General features: G+C 70.6%; 15 protein-coding genes, 1 pseudogene and 1 riboswitch. Of the genes and pseudogenes, 4 read left to right on the top strand and 12 right to left on the bottom strand.

What is annotated here, in order from left to right; all coding sequences use genetic code 11:
• Window positions 1-10 precede the first annotated feature (10 nt).
• Both RUTHE_RS17065 and RUTHE_RS12180 read right to left on the bottom strand, forming a co-directional pair.
• Window positions 11-466 carry a carbohydrate ABC transporter permease gene (locus tag RUTHE_RS17065; RefSeq protein ID WP_021098734.1) on the bottom strand — a complete coding sequence of 152 codons (456 nt, stop codon included), beginning with the start codon at window positions 464-466 and terminating at the stop codon, window positions 11-13.
• Window positions 467-1,027: 561 nt separating this feature from the next.
• Window positions 1,028-1,915, bottom strand: a complete 888-nt coding sequence (locus RUTHE_RS12180; RefSeq protein WP_021098735.1) for a carbohydrate ABC transporter permease — start codon at window positions 1,913-1,915, stop codon at window positions 1,028-1,030.
• A gap of 285 nt (window positions 1,916-2,200) precedes the next feature.
• On the opposite strand from RUTHE_RS12180, the gene RUTHE_RS12185 reads away from it, so the two are divergent.
• Window positions 2,201-3,070: an MBL fold metallo-hydrolase gene (locus RUTHE_RS12185; protein WP_021098736.1), complete on the top strand. Its 870-nt coding sequence runs from the start codon at window positions 2,201-2,203 to the stop codon at window positions 3,068-3,070.
• Window positions 3,071-3,075: 5 nt separating this feature from the next.
• Here the strand turns inward: RUTHE_RS12185 and RUTHE_RS17070 are convergent, their stop codons facing one another.
• From RUTHE_RS17070 to RUTHE_RS12205, 3 genes are all read right to left on the bottom strand, one after another.
• Window positions 3,076-5,019, bottom strand: a complete 1,944-nt coding sequence (locus RUTHE_RS17070; protein ID WP_021098737.1) for an NAD(P)-dependent oxidoreductase — start codon at window positions 5,017-5,019, stop codon at window positions 3,076-3,078.
• The gene (locus tag RUTHE_RS12200; protein WP_021098738.1) at window positions 5,016-5,975 is read right to left on the bottom strand and encodes a shikimate dehydrogenase family protein; all 960 of its coding nucleotides are present in this window, start codon (window positions 5,973-5,975) and stop codon (window positions 5,016-5,018) included. The genes RUTHE_RS17070 and RUTHE_RS12200 overlap by 4 nt, the downstream gene beginning before the upstream one ends.
• Before the next feature lie 82 nt (window positions 5,976-6,057).
• Window positions 6,058-6,675, bottom strand: a complete 618-nt coding sequence (locus RUTHE_RS12205) for a glucose-6-phosphate isomerase (protein WP_021098740.1) — start codon at window positions 6,673-6,675, stop codon at window positions 6,058-6,060.
• A gap of 335 nt (window positions 6,676-7,010) precedes the next feature.
• Between RUTHE_RS12205 and RUTHE_RS12215 the strand changes: the two genes are divergently transcribed.
• Window positions 7,011-8,537: a xylulokinase gene (locus RUTHE_RS12215; protein ID WP_021098741.1), complete on the top strand. Its 1,527-nt coding sequence runs from the start codon at window positions 7,011-7,013 to the stop codon at window positions 8,535-8,537.
• Here the strand turns inward: RUTHE_RS12215 and cobO are convergent, their stop codons facing one another.
• From cobO to RUTHE_RS12240, 7 genes and pseudogenes are all read right to left on the bottom strand, one after another.
• Window positions 8,538-9,161, bottom strand: coding sequence for a cob(I)yrinic acid a,c-diamide adenosyltransferase (gene cobO / locus RUTHE_RS17075; protein ID WP_040645868.1), 624 nt, complete (start codon window positions 9,159-9,161; stop codon window positions 8,538-8,540).
• A 72-nt stretch (window positions 9,162-9,233) separates the two neighbouring features.
• Window positions 9,234-9,674, bottom strand: a pseudogene (locus tag RUTHE_RS18400) (GNAT family N-acetyltransferase); the annotation flags it as partial.
• Window positions 9,619-9,765 carry a hypothetical protein gene (locus RUTHE_RS16690; protein ID WP_021098743.1) on the bottom strand — a complete coding sequence of 49 codons (147 nt, stop codon included), beginning with the start codon at window positions 9,763-9,765 and terminating at the stop codon, window positions 9,619-9,621. The pseudogene RUTHE_RS18400 and the gene RUTHE_RS16690, both read right to left, overlap by 56 nt.
• A complete protein-coding gene (gene cobN, locus RUTHE_RS12225; protein ID WP_021098744.1) occupies window positions 9,762-13,391 on the bottom strand; it encodes a cobaltochelatase subunit CobN in 3,630 nt (1,209 codons plus the stop codon). Before cobN ends, RUTHE_RS16690 begins: the two co-directional genes overlap by 4 nt.
• Before the next feature lie 82 nt (window positions 13,392-13,473).
• Window positions 13,474-13,983 carry a GNAT family N-acetyltransferase gene (locus RUTHE_RS12230; RefSeq protein WP_342662246.1) on the bottom strand — a complete coding sequence of 170 codons (510 nt, stop codon included), beginning with the start codon at window positions 13,981-13,983 and terminating at the stop codon, window positions 13,474-13,476.
• Window positions 13,922-14,941 carry a cobalamin biosynthesis protein CobW gene (gene cobW, locus RUTHE_RS12235; protein ID WP_021098746.1) on the bottom strand — a complete coding sequence of 340 codons (1,020 nt, stop codon included), beginning with the start codon at window positions 14,939-14,941 and terminating at the stop codon, window positions 13,922-13,924. Before cobW ends, RUTHE_RS12230 begins: the two co-directional genes overlap by 62 nt.
• 69 nt (window positions 14,942-15,010) lie before the next feature.
• Complete coding sequence (locus RUTHE_RS12240; protein WP_021098747.1) at window positions 15,011-15,682, bottom strand: energy-coupling factor ABC transporter permease; 672 nt, start codon at window positions 15,680-15,682, stop codon at window positions 15,011-15,013.
• Between the two features lie 34 nt (window positions 15,683-15,716).
• Window positions 15,717-15,940, bottom strand: a riboswitch (cobalamin riboswitch).
• A gap of 167 nt (window positions 15,941-16,107) precedes the next feature.
• Between RUTHE_RS12240 and RUTHE_RS12245 the strand changes: the two genes are divergently transcribed.
• Both RUTHE_RS12245 and RUTHE_RS12250 read left to right on the top strand, forming a co-directional pair.
• Complete coding sequence (locus RUTHE_RS12245; RefSeq protein ID WP_021098748.1) at window positions 16,108-17,304, top strand: SAM-dependent methyltransferase; 1,197 nt, start codon at window positions 16,108-16,110, stop codon at window positions 17,302-17,304.
• On the top strand, window positions 17,304-19,216 hold a 1,913-nt coding region (locus RUTHE_RS12250), incomplete at its 3' end, for an AAA family ATPase (RefSeq protein ID WP_021098749.1). The genes RUTHE_RS12245 and RUTHE_RS12250, both read left to right, overlap by 1 nt.

Here is a 19,216-nt window from a genome sequence, read left to right on the forward strand (position 1 = left end):
CCTTGTCGGATCACTTGATCGAGCCGGACAGCAGGCCGGAGCGCATCATCCGGCCCAGGATCGTCGCCACCACCACCATCGGCAGGATGGCGATCAGCGCCGCCACCGAGATGGCCCACCATTCGTCGCCGCGGCTCGAATTCTGGCCGGCGATGAGGATCGGCAGGGTCTGCCATTTTCCGGTGGTCAGCAGCAGCGCGAACAGGAATTCGTTCCAGACGAAGGCCAGCACGATCATCGAGGTTGCGATCAGGCCGGGCCGGGCCATCGGCAGCACGATCTGGAAGAAGATGCGCATCCGCCCGATATCGTCCACGAGGGCGGCCTCCTCGACCTCGAGCGGGACGGTCGAGAGGAAGTCGCGCATCAGCCAGACGGCGAAGGGCAGGCCGAAGGCCGTGTAGACCAGGACCATGCCGGTGAAGCTGTCGAGCAGCGGCAGGCCGAGGCGGCCGATCTCGGGCATAGAGCAGGTAGATCGCGAAGGCCGAGACGATCGGCGGGAAGATGCGCTGCGAGACGAACCAGAAGGTCACGTCGTCATTGCCCAGGACCGGGCCGGGCAGGGGCAGGCGGTTGAGCCAGACCGATAGGGCCAGCGCCAGGACCAGGACGATCAGCAGGGCATGGGGCGGGCGCAGTGCCGTGAAGACATCGAGCAGGATGAAGCCTCCGATCGCGGCGACCGCGAAGGCGACCCCTGCCAGAAGCCGCACCCGGAAGCGGAACCGCACCAGCGCATAGGCCGCCATCGTGCCGAGAAACACCGACAGGGCCGTGGCGGTCAGCGAGATGAGGATCGAGCTGACCACCGGTGCCCGGAAATCCCCCCGCAGTCCCGCAAAGGCATCCCGGAAGGCCTGGAGCGTCGGCTCGAAATCGACGAAGGGCAGATAGGTCGGCCCCTGCGAGACCGCCAGCGGCGGCTTGAAGGCCGTGATCACCACCCAGTAGAGCGGAAAGGCCGCAACGAACAGCCAGATCAGGCAGAAGGCCAGACCGGCCAGGCGGAGGCCGCGATTCTCGGTCATGCGACCCTCCGCACGATGCGGTTCGCCAGCGCCAGATAGAGCGTGCCGAAGACGATCACCACGAAGAGAAAGAGGAAGGAGAGGGCCGAGGTGAGGCCCAGATTGAACTTCTTGAACCCCTCGTTGTAGGCGAAGAGGGTGAGCGTCTCGGTCGCGGTGCCGGGGCCGCCGCCGGTCAGCACGAAGACCGTGTCGATGATCTTGAACCCCTCGATCAGGCGGATGAACACCACCGCCACCGACAAGGGCAGCAGCATCGGGAAGGTGATCCCCCAGAACCGCCGCCACGGGCCGATATCGTCGACGCGCGCGGCCTCGAACACCTCCTGCGGCAGACCCTGGAGGCCGGCCAGCATCAGTAGCGTCACGAAGGGCGTCCACTGCCAGATGTCGATCACGGCCAGCACCATCAGGGCCGGCCATTTCTCGGTCAGGAAGGGCACGAAGGCAAAGCCCATCGCCCCCAGCGCATCATTCACCGGACCGAGATAGGGGTGAAAGATCATCCGCGCGATCAGCGCCACACCGACCGGCGCCAGGAACATCGGCAGCAGGAAGACGATGCGGTAGAGCGCCGTGCCGGGCAGGTTCTGATGCAGCGCCAGCGCCAGCAGGAAACCCAGGACATACTGGAAGGCCACCGAGACGAAGGTGATCAGCGCCGTCGTCCAGATCGCCCCCCAGAAGCGCGCCGAGGAGGCGATCTGCACATAGTTGTCCAGGCCCACGAAACGCGGCGGCGTCGGCGGCACGATCCGCACCGTCTGGAAGCTGACCGTCAGGGCATAGATCAGCGGAAAGAGCGAGACCGCCAGCACGACCAGGAAGGCCGGCCAGATGAACAGATGCTTGATGCCGTCCGAACGCCCCGGCGACGTCTCCATCCTCTCCCCCCCCCGGATCCGTCGGTTGCAGACAGGATGACGGCAGTTCTTGCCTCAGGCAAGCAGAAAATGTAGCCTGACTACATGAAATCCATCATCGCCAGCAGGGATTCCCAAGAGACCTCAAGAATTTCTCGGGATTCTCTCATGAAAAGCGACATATGGTGGCGGAATTTTCCACTTTTGCCTGACATGTGAGTAGTCTGACTACATGAAGGGCCGGTGCAGACGATCGATCCCGGGCCGAAGGCGAGCCCGGGCCGACAGGGCAGCAGGGGGGGCAGGATGATCCTCGCACGCAGGCAGGCAGCCGCCTGGGACAGTCCGGGCCGCGCCGGGCTGACCTGGCTCGGGCAGGCCGGATTCTGGATCGACACGGGGCATCACCGCCTCCTGATCGACCCCTATCTGTCCGACAGCCTGGCCCGCAAATATGCCGGACGGCGGCATGACCACCGGCGGATGATGCCTCCGCCCATCACCCCCGAGGCCCTGCCGCGGCCCGATCTCGTGCTCGTCACCCATGCCCATACCGATCACATGGATCCCGACACGCTCGGCCCCCTGGCGGCGCGCTGTCCCGATCTGCCCTTCGTGGTGCCGGCCGCCTGCGAGGCGATCGCGCGGGAGCGGATCGGGGCCGGGGCACGGCTCGTCCTCGTGGATGCGGGCGAGCGGATCGAGCCGTTGCCGGGGTTGCGTCTGACCGTCCTGCCCGCCGCCCATGAGACGCGCGATACCGATGCGCAGGGCCGGCACCTGTTCCTGGGCTATGCCGTCGGCTTCGCGGACACGATCCTCTATCATTCCGGCGACTGCGTGCCCTTCGCGGGGCTGGAGGGACTGCTGTGCGATCTGTCGCCCGGAATCGTGCTGCTGCCCGTCAACGGCCGCGATGCAGCCCGGCGGGAGGCAGGCATTCCCGGCAACTTCACACTGGAGGAGGCCGTCGCCCTGGCGCAGAAGGCCGGTGCGGCCGTCCTCGTGCCGCATCACTTCGGTCTGTTCGCCTTCAATACCTGCGAGCCGGCGGCCATCGACAGGCTGGCGGCGGTCACGGACCGGCCTGCGATCCTGCGGCCCCGGCCGGGCGAGACCCTGCACCCCCGGCAGGAGCCGGACGCCGCGGGCATGCCCCTCCTTCCCGGCCGCTGACGGCTTCAGAACAGGGTGTTCTTGCGCATCTGGCTCAGATAGCGCTTCATCCGCACGAGGCGCTGGATATGCGCCGCGCCCAGACGGCGGGCGACCAGCGTCGAGAGGATGTCCCCCGCCACCAGCGCCGCAATGCGCGAGGTCGTCGGCGTGAACAGCTCCGTGTTGTCGAGCGTCTCGATCTTGATGACGACATCGGCATAATCGAAGAGCGGCGTCTCGACCGAACCGGTCATCGCGATGACCTTTGCCCCCTGTTCGCGGGCCAGCCGGGCCAGTTCGATGATCGACAGGGTCTGGCCGGTGTTCGAGATCGCCACCGCCACGGCGCCGGGCTTCATCATCGAGGCGGCCATCAGCTGCTGATGGCTGTCCATCGTCGCATTGCAGGGGATCCCGAAGAGGGGAAATTTCTGCTGAAGATCCTGCGCGACGATCGCCGAGGCGCCGAAGCCGAAGAATTCCACATGGGTGGCATTCAGGATCAGATCGACCGCCGCATTCATCTGCCCCATGTCGAGCGCATGACGCGCCCAGTCGAGCGAGGTCAGCGTATAGTCGAAGATCTTGGACGCCACCGCCTCGGGGCTGTCGTCGTCGCTGATCGCCGAATGCGTGGCCGGCGTGCCGAGCGCGAGGCTCTGGGCCAGACGGATCTTGAGATCCTGGAACCCCTCGCAGCCGATGGCGACGCAGAAGCGGATCACGGTCGGCTGGCTGACCTCGGCGATCCGGGCCGTCTCTGCCACGGTGGCATTGAGGATGCGCTGGGGCTGTTCCAGAACCACCCTGGCGACCTTCCGGTCGGACTTGCGCAGATGGGGCTGCATGGTCCGGATCACTTCGAGGATGTTCCGGCTGCTCGGGATCTCCGTATCGTCCGGCGCCATGTCGTCCCCCCCCGATCTGGTCCGGATCCGCGGGTGATCCGCCGATCCGGCGCGGATTGTCCGGCCCTTCCTGCGCCATCCGGGCCGAAGGAAAGCCGCTTGCGGGGGGGCGGCCGTCAGGATCGTCCCGCCGGACGGGGCGAGCGCGGCCAGAAGCTGGGCCACCGCCTCCTGCGTGGCACGGCGGACGCTGCCATCGGTCAGCGCGCCGACATGGCTTGTGCCGATCACCCGTGGATGCGCAGCCAGCGAGCGGTCGCACGGGGGCTCCTCGGCGAAGACATCGGTGGCATAGGCCGCAACATGCCCGGCATCGAGCGCGCGGAGCAGGGCGGCCTCCTCCACCAGCCCCGCCCGGGCGGTGTTGACGAGGATGCATCCTTCCGGGAGCCGTGCGATCCGGCGGGCATCGAGCAGCGGTTTCCCATCCGCCGTCATCGGGCAATGCAGGGTGAGGATCCCGGCCCGGCTCAGCGCCTCGTCCAGCGGGACATAGGCGACGGACGGATCCCCGGGGCCGGGGGGCGGTTCGAGCGGATCATGGGCCAGCAGCCGGGCGTCCATGGCGGCCAGGATCCGCGCGACACGCCGCCCGATGGCGCCCATGCCGATGATGGCCACGCGGCTGCCGGCGATCTCGCGCCCCGGCAGGCGTGGCCAGCCGCCGGCGCGCAGGCCGGCGACCGTCTCGGGCAGATGGCGGCAGGCCGCCAGCATGAGCGCCACGGTCAGTTCGGCGACCCCCGGGGCATTGGCCCCGGCGGCGCGCGTCACGCGGATGCCCCGGCGCGCGCAGGCCTCGAGGGGAAGGTTGTCCGTGCCGCTGCCGTTGCGGGCGATGATCCGCAGGGAGGGCGCGGCATCGAGCAGCGCAGGGGGCACCGGCTCCACCCCCGCGAGCCAGCCCGTGCAGCCAGGCAGCAGACGGCGCAGATCCTCTGCGTCCGGCAGGCGTCCGGCGGGGCCGAAGACGAGCTCGAACCCCGCCTGGCGGAGCGGATCGAGCTCGGGCGGGGGGGCCGCGGTCAGCGAGCGTGGGGTCACGAGGATGCGCGTCATGCCCCGCCCCCTGCCGCGCGCCGGGCGATGGCGGTGAGGGCGGCAAGGCTTTCGGCCCCCGGGTCGATGGGAATGGCAAAGACCTCGGCGATCACCTGGGTCCAGCCATGGATGAAATAGGTCCAGCCGTCATGGGCCGTCACGCCGCGCGAGGCGGCCTGCGCCCTGGCCTGGTCGAGGAAGATCAGATCGCCGCGGTAGTTGAGATCCCAGGCGATGGCCCCTTCGGGAAAGGACGCGCGGTCGGTCAGGGGCGATCCGGGTGCGTCCTTGCCCAGCCCCGTCGCATTGACGACCAGCGATCCGGGGCGCAGCCCGGCCAGCAGGGCATCGTTGTCCGCCGGATCGGTGACAAGGTGATAGTCCACCGGCAGGGGGCTTCCGATCCGGGCATGGATGTGCCGGATCTCCTTCAGCCGGGCTTCGGAGCGGTCCGAGACGACAAGGCGGGCCGGCCGGTCCGGGGCGCGTTCGGGCCGCATCAGATGCCAGGTCAGCGCGATGGCCGACCCCCCGGCGCCGATCACGAAGGCTTCGGCCCCCCCGCTGCGCGCCCAGTAGCCCGATCCCAGCAGGCCATCCACGGCCAGACCCGCGGTGAGCGGATCCTTGGCCTGGGCGATCAGGCGGCCGTCGCGTTTGGACAGGCAGCTCACCTCCTGCATCAGGGCCGCGAAGGAATCGATCTCGTCGAACAGGTCCCGGCAGGCGGCGAAGAGGTCGATCTTGTGCGTCGTCACCAGCGCCCCGAGCGAGAGCGGATCGTTGCGGATGAAGGTCACGGCCTCGCGATAGGCGGCCGGATCGGCATGCAGGGGAAAGTCGATGCCGTGGATTCCGGCATCCCCCAGGCCGAGATGCCGCGCCCAGGCGGGAAAGACGCGCATGATGGAGCTTTGCGCGGTCGAGACGCCGATGAAGTGCAGCGTCGGTCGGGTGCAGGGCTGCCAGGTCATCCGCAGCCCTCCCCGATGCGGTTCCCGGTCCGGACGGGCGGAACCGGCCGGTCCGTTCCGGCCCCATGCGCGGGAGTCCCGATCATGCTGCGGCCTCCGGCCCGGCATGGATCCGGGCGATCTCCGCGGCGCTGCGGGGGCGCCAGTGCGGGTTCGGCTCCTGCGTCCATCCGCCGCGTCCATCCGCCATGATGCGCACACGCATGCCGCCGGAGCGTTCGATGATGCCGTAGTCCTGCCCCGAATCGGCCGGATAGGCGAAGAGCATCACCAGATCCGTATCGCCGATATTGACCGATCGGTGGATCCAGAAGGGCGGCACATAGCAGAGGCTGCCGGGTCCGATCTTGGCGATGCGGATCTCGCCGGCGGGGCTTTCCATCAGCATCAGGCCGTGGCCGGACTGGCCGTGATAGATCTCCGGCCGGTCGGCCCGTGCATGGATATGGCCGCGGGTCATGAAGAACTCCCGCCCGACCCGGCCCGGCACCATGCGCGTGACGCCGACAATCAGGTCGTTGACGCGGTCGCCGGGGACATAGGCTGTGACCTCATAGGCGATCTCGTCCCGCCGGCTGGCCAGGAGGGCTTCGAAGGCCGTCCGATCGGCATAGAGCCCTGCAAGATCGCCGAAGCTCTTGGCATAGCGCTGCTCCGCGCCAAGGAGCCGGCCACGCTCCGGATCGACGGCAAGGGACATGGGTTCGGGTGGCGTCACGGGAGTTCTTTGACAATTTTGTATCAACACTACAAGATTATCATGTTTCATCTTCATGTCTAACGGAAAATTGTCAGAACATGCTGAAATTCTGGCGGTATCGACAGTATTCCTGTATCAGGCTCACATGATCATGTATTCATGCTCCTTGACGGGCATGCGGGGGCGGGCGCAGCCACAGGATCCGCCATCCGCGGCCTCGCCATCCGGCCGCCCGGCAGGGCTGGCGGATGGCTCCGGCCTGCCTGCATGATCGGGATCCGGGCGGCCATGCCCGTCCGGCGGGCCGCGCGGCCGTTCGGAGGAGGGAGGGACGAATGACGCACTGCGTCGTGGCGCTCGATATCGGCACCGGATCGACCCGGGCCGCCGCCCTGTCGCCGGAGGGGCGCATCCTGCGGATCGAGGCGCGGGAATACGACCAGATCGTGCCGGCCCATGGCTGGTCCGAGCAGCGCCCGGAAGAGGACTGGTGGCAGGCCGCCCGTTCCGCCCTCTCGGCCATTGCCGCCTGGGCGGCAGAAGAGGGGATGCACATCGAGGCGGTCGCCGCCTGCGGCCAGATGCATGGCACGGTGCTGGTGGATGCCGATGGCCGGCCGACGCGCGCGACGGTGCCGCTGTGGAACGACAAGCGGACGCTCGGCCATGTCCGCGCCTTCGAGGCGCGCGAGGATGTGACGGCCTGGCTGCCGCGGACGGCCAATCCGCCCACCCCGCCTGGCCGGCCTTCAAGCTGCAATGGCTGCGCGACCATGACCCCCGAGGCCTGGTCCCGCACCGCCACCGTTCTGATGCCCAAGGACTATGTCAATCTGCGCCTGACCGGCGAACGGGCGATCGACTGGACCGATGCGGCCTGTTCCTTCCTGATCGATCCGGCGACCGGGGACTGGAGCCCCGGGATCTTTGCCGCGCTCGGGCTCGATGCCGGGCGGATGCCCGCCATCCGCAGGCCTGCGGAGATCCTCGGGGCCGTCACGGCGGCGGCGGCGGCCGAGACCGGTCTGGCCGCAGGCACGCCGGTGGTGGTGGGCGGGGCCGACTATCCGGTGGCGCTCCTGGGCTCCGGCGTCTGCCGGCCGGGTCTCGCCTCGGAGGTGGCGGGAACCTCCTGCATCGTCACCCTGGTCGCGGAACGGCCGATCCTGCACCCCGAGATCTGCAATGTCGGCACGCCCGAAGGCCATTGGGGCGGATTCGTGCTGCTCGAGGCGGGGGGGGATGCCGCCCGATGGGCCCGGCGTGTCTTCCATGACCGGGCCCTGAGCTATGCCGACATCCTCGCCATGGCCGAGGGGGTGGAGCCGGGATCGGAGGCGCTGCTGTTCCTTCCCTATCTGATGGGCGAAAGACTGGGGGCGCATCGCAACTCGCGGGCGCAGTTCTTCGGTCTGACCGCCCGGCACGGCCTGCCGCAGATGCATCGCGCGGTGCTCGAGGGCGTGGGCTTTGCGGTCAACCGGCATCTGGCCGTGATGGAGGCGGCCACCGGCCTGCGCCCGGAGGTGCTCATCGCCTCGGGTGGGGGGGCCAAGGCCGATCTCTGGCTGCGGATCAAGGCGGCCATCTACAACCGCCCCATCCTGATTCCCGAAGAGGCCGAATGCGGGCTCGTGGGCTGTGCGATCCTGGCCGCCGTCGCCACCGGGGCGGCGCGCGATCCGGCCGAGGCGGCGGCCCGGATGGTCCGCCATGCCCGCGAGATCCGGCCCGATCCTGCCTGGGTCGATCGCTATGCGCAGATGCAGCCGCTGTTCGATGCGCTCTGCGAGCAGGCCCGTCAGCACTACGACCTGCTCGATGCTCTTTCGCCCCCCTCGCCGGGGATCGGATCGGGCTGATCAGAACTCCACCCCCGGCTGCGCCTTCACGCCCGAGCGGAAGGGGTGCTTGAGCAGCTCCATCTCGGTGGCGAGGTCGGCCATCTCGATCAGGCGCTCATGGGCATTGCGGCCGGTCAGGACGACATGGGTGGCAGGGGGTTTCTCCTCGCGCAGGAAGGTCAGCACGGCCTCGAGATCGAGATAGCCATAGCGCAGGGCGATGTTGATCTCGTCGAGCAGGACCATGCGGTGGCGGGGATCGCGGATGAGTGTCTTGGCCTTGTCCCAGGCCGCGGTGGCGGCGGCGATGTCGCGGTCGCGGTCCTGCGTCTCCCAGGTGAAGCCCTCGCCCATGCTGTGAAATTCGCAGAGATCGGCGAAATGGCGCTGGATGAGGTCGCGCTCGCCCGCCGCGCGGGCCCCCTTGATGAACTGCACGACGGCGCAGGGCATCCCATGGGCGATGCAGCGGAAGATCATGCCGAAGGCGGCGGACGACTTGCCCTTGCCCTTGCCCGTATGGACGATGATCAGGCCCCGTTCCTCGGTCTTGGTGGCCATGATGCGGTCGCGCGCGGCCTTCTTCTTGGCCATCTTTTCGGCATGGCGGGCGGCGGCGTCATCCTCGATGGGGTCGGTCATGCGCTTCTCGAACCAGACAGAGGTGGGGCGGGCATAGCCGGGATGGGTTTCCCGATGGGTCTCATGGAACCCTTCGGAACGGAAGAGCGCGTGATTGCCCGTCAGCTCCACCCGGCAGCCGAGCGTGACGCGGGCAAGGCCCCGGGCGCGGGCGCGGACGCAGGCCTGGCGCAGCAGCGCGCGGGCCAGGCCCTGACGTCGAGCCTCGGGCGCCACGGCCAGCCGGCCGAGATAGAGCGCATCCCCCTTCGGTGTCAGCAGCGCGCAGGCAAGCGGCGGGGCGCCGATGGCCCAGAGCTCGCCCGCGGCGGCACCGGCGCGCAGATCCTCCACCGTCATGCGTTCGACCGAGGACGGCGGATCGATGAAGGGGGCGATGTCGGCAAAGGCCCGACGGATCAAGGCGAAGGCCGCTGGCAGATCCGGATCCGAGGGGGACAGGCGGCGCAGGACAGGCTCAGGCATGGGCGATCCGGATCCGGAAGGCGAAGGCGGCATGGAACGGCGCGACATCGGCGAGGCCCGCGGCGCGGGCGGGATCCTCTCCCCTCGGGGAGGGCATGGTCGGCCGACCCTCCATGGTGGAATGGCGGAGGGCGATCATCGGCTGCTCTCCTGCAGGGCGGCGATGCGGTCACGGGCCGAGTTGGAGCGCGGCGTCCACAGGCCGCGCGCGATGGCCTCGGCCAGGCGGTCGGCGATCTCGCGCAGGGCGGGGGGGTTGTGGGTGGCGATGAAGTTCCGGACGGCGTCATCCCCCAGGATCGCCGCCTCCAGGGCGTCGAAGTGATGGCCCTTCACGGCATCGGTCGTGGCGGCGAAGGCAAACAGATAGTCCACCGTGGCGGCGATCTCGAAGGCGCCCTTGTAGCCATGGCGCATGACGCCGGCGATCCATTTGGGATTGAGCACGCGCGCGCGCATGACGCGGGCGACTTCTTCGGCCAGAGAGCGGATGACGGGTCGTTCGGGCCGGGAATGGTCGCCATGCCAGACCGGGACGGGTTCGCCCCGCAGCCATTCGATGGCCGCCGCCGCCCCTCCCTCGAACTGGTAGTAGTCGTCCGAATCGAGCAGGTCATGCTCGCGGTTGTCCTGGTTCTGGACGACGGCGTCGGCCCGGCGCAGCCGTTCGGCAAAGCCGTCCCGGTCGGGGCGGCCTTCGGCATGGGCGGTATAGGCATAGCCGCCCCAGTCCAGATAGGCGCGTCCCAGATCGGCGCGGCTGTTCCAGATCCTCTCGTCGATCAGGGCCTGCAGGCCGGCCCCATAGGCGCCGGGTTTCGACCCGTAGACGCGGGGGCCGGGGCTGCGGGCGGCGGCGTTCATGTCGGCGGGTTCGTCGAGGGCCTGGATGGCGCGGGCCGCGCTGTCGAAGAGGGCGACAAGCTGCGGAAAGGCGTCGCGGAAGAAGCCGGAGATGCGCAGCGTGACATCCACGCGCGGCCGGCCGAGCTGGGAGAGAGGGATCACCTCGATCCCCGTGACGCGGCCCGACATCGCCTCCCACACGGGCCGCACGCCCATGAGCGCGAGGCCCTGGGCGATGTCGTCCCCCCCCGTGCGCATGCAGGAGGTGCCCCAAGCCGTGAGCAGCAGGGCGCGGGGCCAGTCGCCCTGCTCCTGCATGTGGCGCTCGACCAGGAGCTCGGCCGAGGCGCGGCCCAGCGTCCAGGCGGCGCGGGTGGGCAGCGCGCGGGCGTCCACCGAATAGAAGTTGCGCCCCGTGGGCAGGACGTCGGGCCGCCCGCGCGTGGGGGCGCCGGAGGGGCCGGGGGCGATTGCCCGGCCATCGAGCGCCCTGAGGAAAGCCTCGCCCTCGGCGGGGCCACAGGCGGCGACAAGGGGGCGGAGAGTCGTCGCGATCTCCTCCAGCACCTCGGCCGAGGCGGGGCCGGGCGGGGCGGCATGGCCGTCGAGCAGCGCGATGGCAAGACGTTCGAGCCGCTCGACCGTGTCGCCTTCGGTGCGCCAGGGATCGTCGGTGAGGGCGGCTAGCAGCGCGGGGCGGGGGCCGCTCCAGGGGGCGGCCATCGCGGCGGCCAGGGGATCGAAGGGCAGCCCCAGATCGGCCGCCATCGCGCGCAGCAGCGAGGGCCTTTCGCCGCGCGGCACCCGGGCGAGGGCGATGACCAGATCGCGGGCCTGCGCGCCTTCGGGCGAGCGGCCGAAGATGTGGAGCCCGTCGCGGATCTGCGCCTCCTTGAGGTCGCAGAGCCAGGCATCGAGCTTCTGCAGGTCCAGCCCGTCCGCGAGGCCGGCATCGGCGGCGATGCCGGTGCTTTCGGCCAGGGTGACGATCTCGCGCCGCAGATGGGTGGCACGGCGGGGGTCGGTGGCCTGCGCGGCGGACAGCTCGTCGAGCAGCACCTCGAGATCGCGCAGGGGTCCGTAGGTCTCGGCGCGCGTCAGGGGCGGTGTCAGATGGTCGATGATGACGGCCTGGGCGCGGCGCTTGGCCTGGGTGCCCTCGCCGGGATCGTTGACGATGAAAGGATAGATGTGGGGCAGGGGGCCGAGCGCGATCTCGGGCCAGCAGGTCGCAGAGAGCGCCACGCCCTTGCCCGGCAGCCATTCGAGATTGCCGTGCTTGCCCATATGGACCACGGCCTGCGCGCCGAAGACTTCGCGCAGCCACAGATAGGTGGCCAGATAGGTATGGGGCGGCACGAGATCGGGGGCATGATAGGTGGCCTTGGGGTCGATCCCGTAGCCCCGGGCGGGCTGGATCGCCACGCAGACATGGCCAAGGCGGTGGATGGCCAGGGCAAAGGCCCCCTCGGCCACGGCCGGGTCGGCTTCGGGCGGGCCCCAGCGGTCGAGAATCGGCGACTTCGCCTCCCAAGGGAGGGCATCGAACCAGCGCCGGTAGGCCGCCAGAGGCAGGCGCTCGCCCCCCGGGCGGTGCGGATCGGCATTGGTGGGACCCGATAACAGCCGGGCCATGAGGGCTGCGGCATCGGCCGGGACATCCTCCACGCGGTAGCCCGCCCCTGCCATCAGGCGCAGCGCCTCTACCGTCGAGGCCGGGGTGTCGAGGCCCACGCCATTGGCCAGCCGCCCGTCGCGGTCCGGATAGTTGGCCAGGATCAGGGCGACCCGGCGTTCGGCCGCGGGGGTGGCGCGGAGGCGCGCCCAGGCGCCCGCGAGATCGGCCGCAAAGCCGATGCGGTCCGTGCGCGGCAGCGAGGTGACGATGGGGCACTGGGTGGCGGCGTCGAAATGCGCCTCGGCCTTGAAGGCTACGGCGCGCGACAGGATGCGCCCGTCGAGTTCGGGCAGGGCCACGTTCATGGCGATGTCCGTGGCGGCGAGGCCGCGCGTGCCTTCGGCCCATTGCGCCTCGGTCGAGGCGGCCAGGACGGCCTGCAGGACGGGGGCACAGGCGGCCTCGGGTGCGCGCAGGGGATCGTCATCCCCGGCGGCGAAGGCCGTGGTGTTGAGGATGACGGCCGGGGGGGCTTCGCGCAGCAGGTTGCGCAGCGTCTCGCCCGAGAGGGGATCCTTCAGCGAGGCGACGAAGACGGGCAGCGGATTGAGCCCCCGCCGCAGGAGGGCGCGTGTCAGATGGGCGATGGGCGCGGTCTGACCGGACTGGACGAGCGCGCGGTAGAACAGAACGGGCACGACCGGCGCGCCGGGGTGCCAATGCGTGCGGATCGTCGCAAGCGTCGCCCCTTCCACGCCCGGCCACCAGGGCCCGGCACGCAGAAGGGGACGCGCGGGCGGCGGACGCTCTCCCCCTTCGATCATGGCCCGGGCGTGGCGCAGGAAGCCGATGGCATTGTCGAGCCCGCCTTCGACGAGAAAGGCCCAGAGCGCATCGTGATCGGCCTGCGGCACGGTCGAGAGGGCGCGCAGCCCCTCGTCGGGTTTGTCGTCGCCGGGCAGGGGGACGAAGGGCACGCCCGCCTCGTGCAGGCGCGCGGAATACTGGGCGAGGCCGTGCCGCCAGTAGGCCTCGCCGCCCAGGATGCGTGCAACGACAAGGCGCGAGCGCGTGGCGCAGGCCTCGAGATGGAGATCGACCGAGAGGGGATGGGCGAGGTTCTTCAGGCTCCAGAGCCGGAGCGAGGGCGCCTCGTCCCCCAGTGCCTCGCGCGCGGCGGAAAGCAGCGCCAGTTCGCTGTCGGCCGCCGACAGCAGCACGAGATCGGCGGGGGTCTGGCCGGGATCGACGGGCTGTGCCCCGTCATCGAGCGCGCCGGGCTGGGCGGCGATCAGATGCATCGGCCCGGACCCTTGCGGGCGGGCAGCCCGGACGGAACCGACGGGGAGGGGGTCCCCGCGGGGGGGCTGCCTGCGCGGCCCGTCACAGGCGCTTCTCCATGAACACGGAATGCGGCCCCTCGCGGTAGGTTCCGAAGGGGCCGCAGATCGCAAAGCCGCATCGCGCATAGAGGCGGTGGGCGGCCTCGAGCGTGTCGCCGGTCTCGAGCCGGAGCCAGGGCAGACCCTGCGCCCGGGCCTCGGTCTCGAGAGCGGCCATCAACGCCTCGCCCAGGCCGCGGCCGCGGGCCGCAGGCTCGACCCAGAGCGACTTGACCTCGCCATAGCCATCCGAGCGGGCGAGGGCGACACAGCCGAGGGCCTCGCCCGCCGCGCCGGCGATCCAGAAGGCAATGTGGGGCGCGGCAAGCTCCTCGACAGAGAGGTAGTTATTGTGCGTCGGGGGGGGTAGAGCGAGGCCAGATAGGCCTGCGAGGCGCCGATCAGCGCGCGCCCCTCCGGAGAGCGGGGGTCGGCCCGGCGGATCGGGATCATGGGCGCAGTGCCGCCTCGATGGCCGTGCGATCGAGCCCCGCCTCGCCGATGACGACAAGGCGCGTGCGGCGCGGCATGTCGCCCCAGGGGCGGTCGTAATAGGTCTCCACCCGCGGTCCTGCGGCCTGCACGGCCAGGCGCAGCGGCTTGCCGGCGATGGCGGCGAACCCCTTGAGCCGCAGGATGCCATGTGCGGCGATGGCCTGTCCGATGCGCGCCTGAAGCGCGCGGGGATCCGTCTCCTCGGGCAGATCGACGACGAAACTTTCGAATTCGTCGTGATCATGATCCTCGTCCTCGGCATCGTGGTGAGGGGCACGGCGGTCTTCCGTCTCGGCCGCGGCGCCGATGCCCAGCAGCACCTCGGGCGGCAGCGTGCCGCGCGTGGCCGGCAGGGCGCGCACGCCGGGGCGGGCCTGTCCGCACAGCCGCCGGGCGAGCGTTTCGGCCTCCCCAGTGGTCAGCAGATCGGCCTTGTTGAGGACGATGAGATCGGCGCAGGCGAGCTGGTCCTCGAACAGCTCCTGCAGCGGCGAGTCGTGGTCGCCTTCGAGGCCCGCGCGCGCGCGGGCGACTGCGGCCTCGTCCTCGGCGAAGCGCCCCTCGGCCAGTGCCTTGCCGTCCACGACCGTCACGACGCCATCCACGGTGACGCGGGTCGCCACGCCCGGCCAGGCGAAGGCGCGCAGGAGCGGCTGGGGCAGCGCGAGGCCCGAGGTCTCGATGACGATGTGATCGGGCGGATCGGCCCGGTCGAGGAGCCGTTCCATGGCGGGGAGGAAGTCGTCGGCCACGGTGCAGCAGATGCAGCCGTTGGACAGTTCGATCATGTCCTCTTCGCGGCAGAGGGCATCGCCGCAGCCGCGCAGGAGATCCCCATCCACGCCGAGATCGCCGAATTCGTTGATGATGAGGGCGATACGGCGCCCCTTCGCGTTCTCGAGCAGGTGGCGGATCATCGTCGTCTTGCCCGAGCCGAGAAAGCCGGTGACGACGGTGGCAGGAATCTTGGGCATGGGGTGCTCCAATGGGCATGACGGCCCCCGGCAGGGGACCGCCACAGGCCCGATGAGGGATGATGGGGTTCAGGCGGCGCGGTGCAGGCGGTCGGCGACGAGGGCGGACCCCTCGAGCCCGCGCAGGCGCCGGGCGCCCCAGAGCAGGGCGAGGTCCACGACCGGCTCGATCAGCACGACAATCAGATAGGCCGCGCCGAAGGCAAGGGCGCCGGGCAGCATCGCCGCGCCCTGACCCCAGAAGGCCCAGAAGGCCACCCATGCGACCACCCCGCCCTGATAGGCGAAGGACATCTTCAGGACCTGTGCATAGGACAGATCCACATAGGCCGTGCCGGGCGCGACGATCCGCCGGGCCAGCCAGGCCAGCCCGAAGAGCGGGGCAAGGAGGGTCGTGACGTTCATCCCGTATTGCGGCAGATCGAAGGGGGCGAACAGCAGGCCCTGGAGCAGGAGGCCCGTCGCCAGCCCGATCGCCGCCGGCGCGAGGCCGAGGATGAGGAACAGCGAGGATCCGAGGATCAGATGCACTTCGGAAATGCCGACCGGGTGATGGGGCAGCACCTCGAACATCACGAGGGTGGCCGCGGTGGCCATCGCGCTGCGCGCCAGCAGCGAGAGCAGGCCGCGGGCATTCAGATCATCCCATGAGGCCTTGAGCGCAGCGGTCGCGGCCCCCGCTGCCGTCACGGCACCCAGTGCCATCTTGGCGCCGTTCACGAGTCCCGGTTCGATATGCATCGGTCGTCTCCCTGGCCGTCACACCCGACGGCGTTGGCTATGTCCATGCATGGCAGGTCTCCTGGCTCGCGGGTCGCTGCAACCGGCCGCCTTCCCGGGGTCAGATCCCAGTGGCCTGAGGGCCGGCCGCTCGCCGCTGACAGTCGCGGGGGCGGCTGCGGGCGGGGGCCCCCGGAGTGGGTCGGCCCCTTCCGCATTCCCTTTTGATCCCCGGCCGCCTTCCGGACGGCCACGGGAACCATGCGACCCCGTTCTGCGCGGGCGCAGGCCGGGGCGTCAAGCCGGAAGACGACCGCCGGCATGCGCCGGGCGACGCGAGCGGCCCCGCCGGCACAGGACGCCACGAAGCGACGCCCTCGGCGTTGACAGGGCCGCATCGCGGTTCTGAATGGGGTCACGGAAAAATGACAGAGAAAGCCGGGACAATGTGGGTCGGACTGCTCGACGCGATGCTGCGCAGGCTGTTGCGCCAGGGCGCGCTCGTGGTGACGATGCCGGATGGACGGACAAGGCGCTATGGTGATCCCGCGGCCCCTGCGACGGTGGTGCGCCTGCGCGACGAAGCGACCGTGAAGCGGCTGGTGCTCAACCCGGAGTTGGCCCTGGGAGAGGCCTACATGGACGAAGGCCTGACCGTGGAGGGCGACGATCTCCACGGTCTGCTGGAGGTGCTGGTGCGCAACACCGCCTGGGACGGCAACCCCGTCTGGCTTGCGGCGCGCCGCTCCGTGGCCACGGCGCTGCGCCATCTGGACCAGATCAACCGCCGTGCCGCCTCGCGCCGCAACGTGGCGCATCACTACGACATCTCTCCGGCGGTCTATGCGATGTTCCTCGATGCGGACCGCCAGTATTCCTGCGCCTACTGGCGCGATCCGGTCGCCACGCTCGAACAGGCCCAGCTCGACAAGAAGCGCCACATCGCCCGCAAGCTGATGATCGAGCCGGGGATGCGGGTCCTCGACATCGGCTGCGGCTGGGGGGGGATGGCGCTGACGCTCGCGCAGGAGTTCGGCGCGCGCGTCACCGGTATCACCCTCTCGCGCGAGCAGCTGACCGTGGCGCAGGCCCGTGCGGCCGAGGCCGGCCTGACCGGGCAGGTCGAGTTCCGCCTTCAGGACTATCGCGACGTGACCGAGACCTTCGACCGCATCGTCTCGGTCGGCATGTTCGAACATGTGGGCCTGCCCAATTTCGGGACCTATTTCCGCACCGTGCGCGACCGGCTGACGCCGGACGGCGTGGCCCTGATCCACACGATCGGCCATACCGGCCGGCCCGGTGCCACCAATCCCTGGATCGCCCGATACATCTTCCCCGGCGGCTATATCCCGACGCTGTCCGAACTCGCCCCGCCGGTGGAGCGGTCCGGCCTCTGGCTCGCCGATCTGGAGGTCTGGCGCCTGCATTACGCCTTGACCCTGCGCCAGTGGCACGACCGCTTCATGGCCCATCGGGAGGAGGTGGCCCGTCTCCTGGACGAGCGCTTCGTGCGGATGTGGAAATTCTACCTCGTCGCCTCGGAGCAGAGCTTCCGCCACGGGCGGCTGGCGGTGTTCCAGCTCCAGCTCGCCCGGAAGGTGGACGCGGTGCCGATCACCCGCGACTATCTCTATCGCTGATGCGTCTCACGCGCCTGCGGCTCCACGGCTTCAAGAGTTTCGCCGATCCGACGGAGCTGCGGATCGAGCCGGGACTGACGGGAATCGTCGGGCCGAACGGCTGCGGCAAGTCGAACCTGCTCGAGGCCCTGCGCTGGGTCATGGGAGAGACGCGCCCCTCGCAGATGCGCGGCGAGGGGATGGCCGACGTGATCTTCGCCGGCACGCGGAGCCGGCCGCCCCGGACACGGGCCGAGGTCGCCCTGACCTTCGAACGGGACGGGACGGAGACGGAACTCGTCCGGCGCATCGCGCGGGACGGCGGATCGAGTTTCCGCCTGAACGGGCGCGAGGCCCGCCTGCGCGATATCCAGGCGATGTTCGCCGATGCCGCCTCCGGGGCCCAGTCCCCCTCGCTCGTGCGGCAGGGTCAGATCGGCGAGCTGATCGCGGCCCGGCCCGCCGCGCGGCGCCGCGTGATCGAGGAGGCCGCAGGGGTCGCCGGACTTCAGGTCCGGCGGGCCGAGGCCGCCCAGCGCCTGGCCGCGGCAGAGGCCAATCTGGCCCGGCTTGCCGAATTGCGCGAGGGGCTGGAAGAGCGGTTGCGCGGTCTCGAACGGCAGGCACGGGCTGCACGGCGCTGGCGCGAGCTGTCGGCCGAGCTGCGCGAGGCCGAAGGGGCCCTGCTGTGGCGTCTCTGGGCTGCCGCCGAGGAGAGCGCCCGCTCGGCCGAGGGCGAGGCGCGCCTGCGCGAAGGGCTGGCACAGCGCGCCGAGGAGGCAGCTGCGCGGGCGGCTGCCGCGCGCGAGGAGGCCGAGGCGGCCCTGCCCCCCCTGCGCGCCCGTGCCGCCGGCACGGGAGAGGCCCTGGCGGGATTACGGGCCGAGGCCGAGGCCCTGTCGGCGGCCATGCGGGCCGCCGGGGCCCGTGCAGCAGAGGCGCGTGCCATGCTCGAGGAGATCGCGCGCGACGAGGCGCGCGAAGCCGCGCTCGACCGGGATGCCGAAGCCCAGCTCGAACGGCTGGCTGCCGAGATGAGGCAGATCGATCGTGCCGGCGAGGGCGAGGAGGAGCGGATCGCCGCGGCCCTGCGCGAGGCCACCGCCGCCGAGCAGGCCGCCGAAGCGGCCGAGGCCGGGCATCTGCGTCTGGCCGAGGCGGCAGCACGGGCCGGTGCCGAGGTCGCAGCGGCCCGCGCCCGCGTGCAGGACGCGCAGCGCATGCGCGACCGCGCCGGGGGAGAGGCCGCACGGGCTGCCTCCGCACGGGCCGAGGCCGAGGCGGTGATCGAACGGGCGCGGCGACAGCGGGCTGCAGCGGCACAGGCCGCGGCCGAGGCCGAGGCGGGCCGGGCTGCGGCCGAAACCGCCCTGGCGGAGGCGGAGTCCGCCTTGCCGATCCTGCGCGAGGCCGATTCGGCAGCCCGTAATGCCGCAGCAGAGGCGCAGGCGGTGGCCGCCGGTCTCGAGGCCGAGTGCCGCGCCCTCGCCCGTGCGGTGGAGGCGGATGGCCCGCGCGAGGGGATCGGGGCTGCCCTGCAGGTGCCCGCGGGGCTCGAGGGGGCGGCGGTCGCCGCGCTGGGCGATGGGTTCGGGCTGGGCCCGGCAGCAGGGCCGGATGGCGGGGGATGGCATCGTCTTCCCGATCTGCCCGCCCCCGCCTGGCCGTCCGGTGTGCAACCGCTGGCCGATCTGGTGAGCGGCCCGCCGGAGGTGGCGCGGCGGCTGGCCCATGCCGGTCTGGTTCGCGATCCTGCCGAGGCCGCCCGCCTCTGGCCGTCTCTGTCCGCCGGTCAGCGTCTCGTGACCGCCGAAGGGGCGCTGTGGCGGTGGGATGGGGTGCATTTGCCGCCGGCCAGCGCGGCCGGCGAGGCGGCCGAGGCGCTGCGCCGGGCCGCTCGTCTGCCCCTGCTGCAGGAGGAGGCCGGGCAGGC

Origin of the sequence: Rubellimicrobium thermophilum DSM 16684 (assembly GCF_000442315.1) — a bacterium.
Taxonomy (GTDB): domain Bacteria; phylum Pseudomonadota; class Alphaproteobacteria; order Rhodobacterales; family Rhodobacteraceae; genus Rubellimicrobium; species Rubellimicrobium thermophilum.